The sequence below is a fragment of the Petrotoga halophila DSM 16923 genome, from assembly GCF_002924615.1.
Genome location: NZ_JALY01000134.1, coordinates 1 through 5,544 on the forward strand (window position 1 = coordinate 1; position 5,544 = coordinate 5,544).

General features: G+C 34.2%; 6 protein-coding genes and 1 tRNA gene. 4 read left to right on the forward strand and 3 right to left on the reverse strand.

Going from position 1 to position 5,544, the window contains the following annotated elements; all coding sequences use genetic code 11:
* The coding region (locus tag AA81_RS06440) for a nucleotide sugar dehydrogenase (protein WP_103898578.1) at window positions 1-979 on the forward strand (979 nt) is incomplete at its 5' end.
* Window positions 980-1,004: 25 nt separating this feature from the next.
* Complete coding sequence (locus AA81_RS06445) at window positions 1,005-2,087, forward strand: Gfo/Idh/MocA family protein (RefSeq protein WP_103898579.1); 1,083 nt, start codon at window positions 1,005-1,007, stop codon at window positions 2,085-2,087.
* Between the two features lie 37 nt (window positions 2,088-2,124).
* Here the strand turns inward: AA81_RS06445 and AA81_RS06450 are convergent, their stop codons facing one another.
* From AA81_RS06450 to AA81_RS06460, 3 genes are all read right to left on the reverse strand, one after another.
* Window positions 2,125-3,192, reverse strand: coding sequence for a mandelate racemase/muconate lactonizing enzyme family protein (locus tag AA81_RS06450; protein WP_103078148.1), 1,068 nt, complete (start codon window positions 3,190-3,192; stop codon window positions 2,125-2,127).
* Between the two features lie 22 nt (window positions 3,193-3,214).
* The gene (iadA, locus tag AA81_RS06455; RefSeq protein ID WP_103898580.1) at window positions 3,215-4,345 is read right to left on the reverse strand and encodes a beta-aspartyl-peptidase; all 1,131 of its coding nucleotides are present in this window, start codon (window positions 4,343-4,345) and stop codon (window positions 3,215-3,217) included.
* A gap of 167 nt (window positions 4,346-4,512) precedes the next feature.
* Window positions 4,513-4,588, reverse strand: a tRNA-Pro gene (locus AA81_RS06460).
* A 239-nt stretch (window positions 4,589-4,827) separates the two neighbouring features.
* On the opposite strand from AA81_RS06460, the gene AA81_RS06465 reads away from it, so the two are divergent.
* Together AA81_RS06465 and AA81_RS06470 are read left to right on the forward strand one after the other, a co-directional pair.
* A complete protein-coding gene (locus AA81_RS06465; protein ID WP_103064951.1) occupies window positions 4,828-5,286 on the forward strand; it encodes a FeoA family protein in 459 nt (152 codons plus the stop codon).
* A 3-nt stretch (window positions 5,287-5,289) separates the two neighbouring features.
* Complete coding sequence (locus tag AA81_RS06470) at window positions 5,290-5,541, forward strand: hypothetical protein (protein WP_103077398.1); 252 nt, start codon at window positions 5,290-5,292, stop codon at window positions 5,539-5,541.
* Window positions 5,542-5,544 lie beyond the last annotated feature (3 nt).

Below are 5,544 nucleotides of genomic sequence, written 5' to 3' on the forward strand. Positions count from 1 at the left end.
TTCAACAAAAGAGGTAGCAAAAAGGCTTCACCCAGAAATGTTGATTGTTTTAGAAAGCACTACATATCCAGGAACCACCGAAGAAGTAATTCTGCCATTATTACAAGAATATGGGTTTAAGGTTGGAAAAGATTTTTATTTAGCTTTTAGCCCAGAGAGGGTAGATCCAGGAAATTTGATTTACAAGACCAAAAATACACCAAAAGTAGTCGGTGGAGTTACCGAAAAATGCACTCTACATGCAAAGACACTGTATGAAAACGTATTAAACGCAGGAGTTTTCACCGTTTCGTCTCCTAAGGAAGCCGAGATGTCAAAAATTTTGGAAAATACCTTTAGAATAGTCAATATTGGTCTCATCAATGAAATGGCTATCTTAGCAAAGAAAATGGGGATAAATATCTGGCAGGTAATAGATGCTGCAGCTACAAAGCCTTTTGGGTTCATGCCTTTTTATCCTGGACCAGGTGTGGGTGGTCATTGTATTCCAATAGATCCTTTTTATTTAACTTATAAAGCTAGAGAGTTTGACTATCACACAAGGATAATAGAATTGGCTGGGGAAATAAACGATTATATGCCCGAATACGTAATTGAAAGACTAATGGACATTTTAAACGAAAATAAAAAGTGTTTGAACGGTTCCAAAATATTGATGTTAGGGGTGAGTTATAAAAACGATATCGACGATTTAAGAGAGTCTCCTGCATTGAAAGTTTTGGAACTTTTGGAAAAAAAGGGAGCAGAAGTAAAAATTCATGACCCCTATATAAAAAATTTTTCTCACAAAGGAATAGAATATAAAACGGTAGATTTAACAAAAGAATTGTTAGAGGAATCAGATGCGGTCTTAATTACTACCGGTCATAAAAAGGTTGATTACAATTTTGTTTTGGAAAATGCCGATATAGTTTTTGATACAAAAAATATCACAAAAGGACTTAGAGAGAAGTATCCAGAAAAAGTTTCTCTATTATAAAAAGTTTAAAAGTAGGTGATATTCCGTGCTTAAATTGGCTGTAATAGGTTGTGGAAGAATTGCTCAAAAAAAACACACAGAAGCGATCATAAAAAATTCTGATATTATTGAAAACGTGGCTGTTTGCGATTTAAAAGAAGAAAGAGCAAAACAATTTGCCAGTAAGGTAGAAAATTCTGGATTAAACAAACCAGAAATATACACGGATTACAGTAAATTGTTGAAAAGAACCGATATAGATGCCGTGGCAATAGCCACCGAAAGTGGAAATCACTATGAAATCACCATGGAAGCCCTGCAAAACAACAAACATGTGTTAGTGGAAAAACCAATGGCCCTATCAACAAAACATATGAACGAGATGATAGAGTTTGCAAAAAGGAAAAATTTAAAGTTAGGGGTTTGTTTTCAAAATCGGTTCAATCCACCTATACAAGAATTAAGAAAAAAAATTACAACAGATTCATTTGGAAGGATTCTCCATGGTCAAGCTTCCATTAGGTGGAATAGAAACGAAGAATATTATAAGCAGGCAAAATGGAGGGGCACTTGGGAATACGACGGGGGCACGTTGATGAACCAATGTACGCACAATATAGACTTGCTATTGTGGAATATGGGCTCTGAAATAGATGAAATATACGGTGTTATTAAGAACTTCACGCATCCTTATATAGAAGCCGAGGATTTTGGAGGGGCAATAGTAAAATTTAAAAACGGTTCTGTAGGAATTATAGAAGGATCAGCAAATATATATCCAAAAAACTTAGAAGAAACTCTATCGATATTTGGGGAAAAAGGCACAGTGGTTATCGGTGGTTTAGCGGTGAATAAGATAAAATATTGGAGATTTGAAGGAGAAGATGGACATCCATTTCAAAATCTCCCAGATCCTGATACGGTTTATGGGAGCGGGCACATTCCACTTTACAGAGATTTTTATCAATCGATAGAAGAAGATCGAGATCCCTTTATTAACGGTGAAGAAGGGAAAAAGGCTGTAGAAGCTGTTTTAGGAATTTACAAGTCTGCCCTTTTGGACAGACCTGTGAAATTTCCAATCGATTTTTCAACGTTAGAAATGGAGGGGGATATACAGTCAATCTAGATCTTGTCACAATCAAGATCTACCCCCCTCTTCTTTTTCACATATTGATTTCTATTCCTAAACCAGGTTTGTCCGAAAGAATTATTGTATCTCCTTTTACTTCAAATCCTCCTTTTATTCCTTCGAATTCTTCATAATACATGAAAGAATCTAAATCAGCATCTGTTATATTTCTTTTAGCTGCAACTAAGCTTGCTCCCGCAGTAAGGGCCACCTTTGTTTCTACCATACATCCAACCATACAATTAATTCCAGCAGATTCTGCAATTGCGTCAATCTTTTCAGCTTCGTAAAGCCCTCCACTTTTCATCAGTTTTATGTTGATCATATCGGCACTATCTTTTTTCATTGCATGTATTGCATCATGAGCGTTATGAATTGATTCATCTAAAATTATCTTCATATCAGCCTTTTTTCGCAAAAGTGCAGACCCATCAAAATCCCAATCGGCTAACGGCTGTTCAACGGCTTCAACGTTGTAATTTTCCATCATCTTGATTGCGGTTAACGTATCGTGTACATTCCATCCCTGGTTGGCATCTATTTTCAATCTTACGTTATCTCCTACACTTTTTCGTATGAGTCTGATAGCCTCAACATCGTTTTTTAGATCAATACCGGTTTTGATTTTTAATATGTTAAACCCTCTAGCTACCATCTCTTTTGCTTCGTTTGCCATTTCTTGTGGTGCACCAATCCCTATCGTAATATCTGTCTGTACTTTGTTTTCAAATCCACCAAGAAGCTTATAAAGAGGTTCTTGCATCACTTTTCCTTTTATATCGTAGAGAGCGATATCAACCGCTGCTTTTGCTGCTGTATTTCCTGCGATTGCTTTGTTCAATATATAATGGATTCTTTCTATAGCGAGTGGATCCTGTCCTATTAATATTTCTTTGAATGTTTTAAGAACAAATGTTACACTATCGATGCTTTCCCCCGTTACCGAACGAGAAGGAGTAGCTTCTCCAAAACCGTAGTATCCTTCATCAGTAGTTATTTTTACAAGCACCGATTCACAATACTCCGTTGCTCCTCGCGAAATAACAAAAGGTTTTTTGAGTTTAATTTTGATTTTTTCAAATTTTAAATCTGTTATTTTCATTTCTCTGCCCTCCATTAGATTTTTAAATGGTGCGACCCTTTACCATAACTTTTTTTATTTCCAGAGTACTTTTATCTAAGAACACTATATCTGCATCAAAGTTTTCATTTATTTGGCCTTTGTTTTCTAATTTAAGAAAATTAGCAGGATTGATAGTGATAACCTTCAAAGCTTCTTCTAAAGGGATATCTTCTTGTATTACACAATCCTTAACCTCTTCAAAGAGTGTAGCTACATCCGCAACTGTTAAACCTAAATAATTCCCTTTGTCATCGAACTGTGGTAAACTCCCCTGTCCATCGGATGAGAATGATATATTGTCAATATTTACCCCATCTTCCAACAAAAGTTTCAAGGCTTTAGATGGTTTTGATGGATCCTCTTTGTCTTTCTTTTTTGACGAACTAGTTGTGAAATCTATCCTTCCACCCATTTCTATAAAATTTTTACATGTTTTAAGAGCTTTTTCTCCCTTGTTCATGTGAGTTGGAAGGAACTGTGTAATAGGTAATTCTGAATTTTCAACAACATCTATCAATATCTGAATGAATTTTTCTCCTCTTCCAACATGAATATTTACTATCCCTGCCTTTTTTGATAAAATTCCACCCACTCGAGCTTCTGAAGTTAATCTTATCAGTTCTTCTAAGGTTGGTTGGGAACCTCTATGGTCTGAAATAGCGACTTCTCCAACACCTATTATTTCTTCAATGAAAACCAAATCGTCTATAATTCTGCCGGTAAAAGTTTTTATAGGAAAATGATAAGAACCCGTATACGTGTAGCAGCTTATTCCTTCTTGTTTTAATGCTTTTGCTTTTGCGATTAAGTTTTGCATACTTCGAGTTGCGTTGTCGGTTCCCAAAACACCTACTACGGTAGTAATTCCAGAACTTACTATCTTAGAAGCAAATATCTCTGGGGTTCTTGTGTTGTATCCTCCTTCTCCACCTCCTCCTGCTATATGAACGTGAGAGTCTATAAAACCTGGAACTACTATATAATCCTCAGCATCGATAATCTCAACTTTAAGATTAGAATTTAATTCTATCGAATCGACTAGTTCTAAGATTTTTTCTCCACCAATTAATATATCTTTTTTCCCTAAAGCTTTCGGTGAGTAAACCGTTGCATTCTTTATGAGGGTAAGCAAAATTCTTCTTCTCCTTTTTTATGATTACAATTTTTATTTCAATCATGCCATAGAAATATTATAAAGTCAAGTTAACGCATTCTACCAATAATTTTTAAATAAAAAACAAAAAGCTCAAAAATCCGAAAAAAGATTTTTGAGCTTTCAAAGAAAGAAAAGTTTGGTAATGGTCGGGACGACTGGACTTGAACCAGCGACCTTTGGTTCCCGAAACCAACGCGCTACCAACTGCGCTACGCCCCGAATTCTTATTATTCCATAATTGATTTTATCATATTTTTGAATCGAAGTGAAGACTAATAAAAAAATTGAGAAATAATAAATTGTCTAATAATATAAGTGAAGTTGCTACAAACCATATATCCGTATATAATTTAACTCTTGCGTTATAATAATTCATTTTATTGTTAATTTTAGGCACAACTAACTCTTTTAAAAAATGTTATAATTGATATGAAATAATTGAAAGAGGTGATTATAATTTGCTAATTCCTTTACACAACCTGTTTATTGGACAAAAGGGAAAGATAGTGAGTTTAAACATTGAAGGAGAAAGTACTAAAAATCGTCTTATCGCAATGGGAATTACTCCAGGTAAATTTATAGAATTAGCCCATGTTTCTCCTTTTGGGGATCCTTTAGTATTTAAAATTGGAGAAAAAAAAGTAGTTTTAAGAAGGAGCGAAGCTTCTAGGATCATTGTAGATGTTCCTTACAAAGTATTCAACCTTTTGGAAAGTGAAATTGGAAAATATGAAATTATCGATATTAAAGGCGGAAGGAATTTTGTAGAAGAAATGAGAAGTATGGGGTTGTATAAAGGAGTTAATATCAATTTAGTTAATAAGCTTGGAAATAGAATAATTATAGAGGTTGACGGGAAAAAATACGAATTGGGCAGGGGAAGAGCTTCCAAGATATTTTGTAAAAAGGTGGAATAATTAATGAATATATCGCTTATAGAAGAATACGTAAGAAATAATAAAGAAGTAGATATTTTGGAATTAAAAGAGAAATTTCACTTAAATCAAAGTGAAACGAATATTTTGATTCCTTTTTTAAGAATAATGGATGTTGAAATTAAAAAAATAAATAAAATAGAACCTGTATGTAAAAGTTGTCCATTGTCAGATAAATGTGGAAAAGGCCTGTTAAATAACTGTTATTATACTAATAACTCTACAAAACAAATTTAATAC

Excerpts from the sequence above, each read along its gene's own strand:
- AA81_RS06450 (WP_103078148.1), bottom strand. The coding sequence starts at position 3,192 with ATGAAAATAACAGATTTAAAATTTGAAAAAATCAAAATTAAACTCAAA.
- AA81_RS06470 (WP_103077398.1), top strand. The coding sequence starts at position 5,290 with ATGAATATATCGCTTATAGAAGAATACGTAAGAAATAATAAAGAAGTA.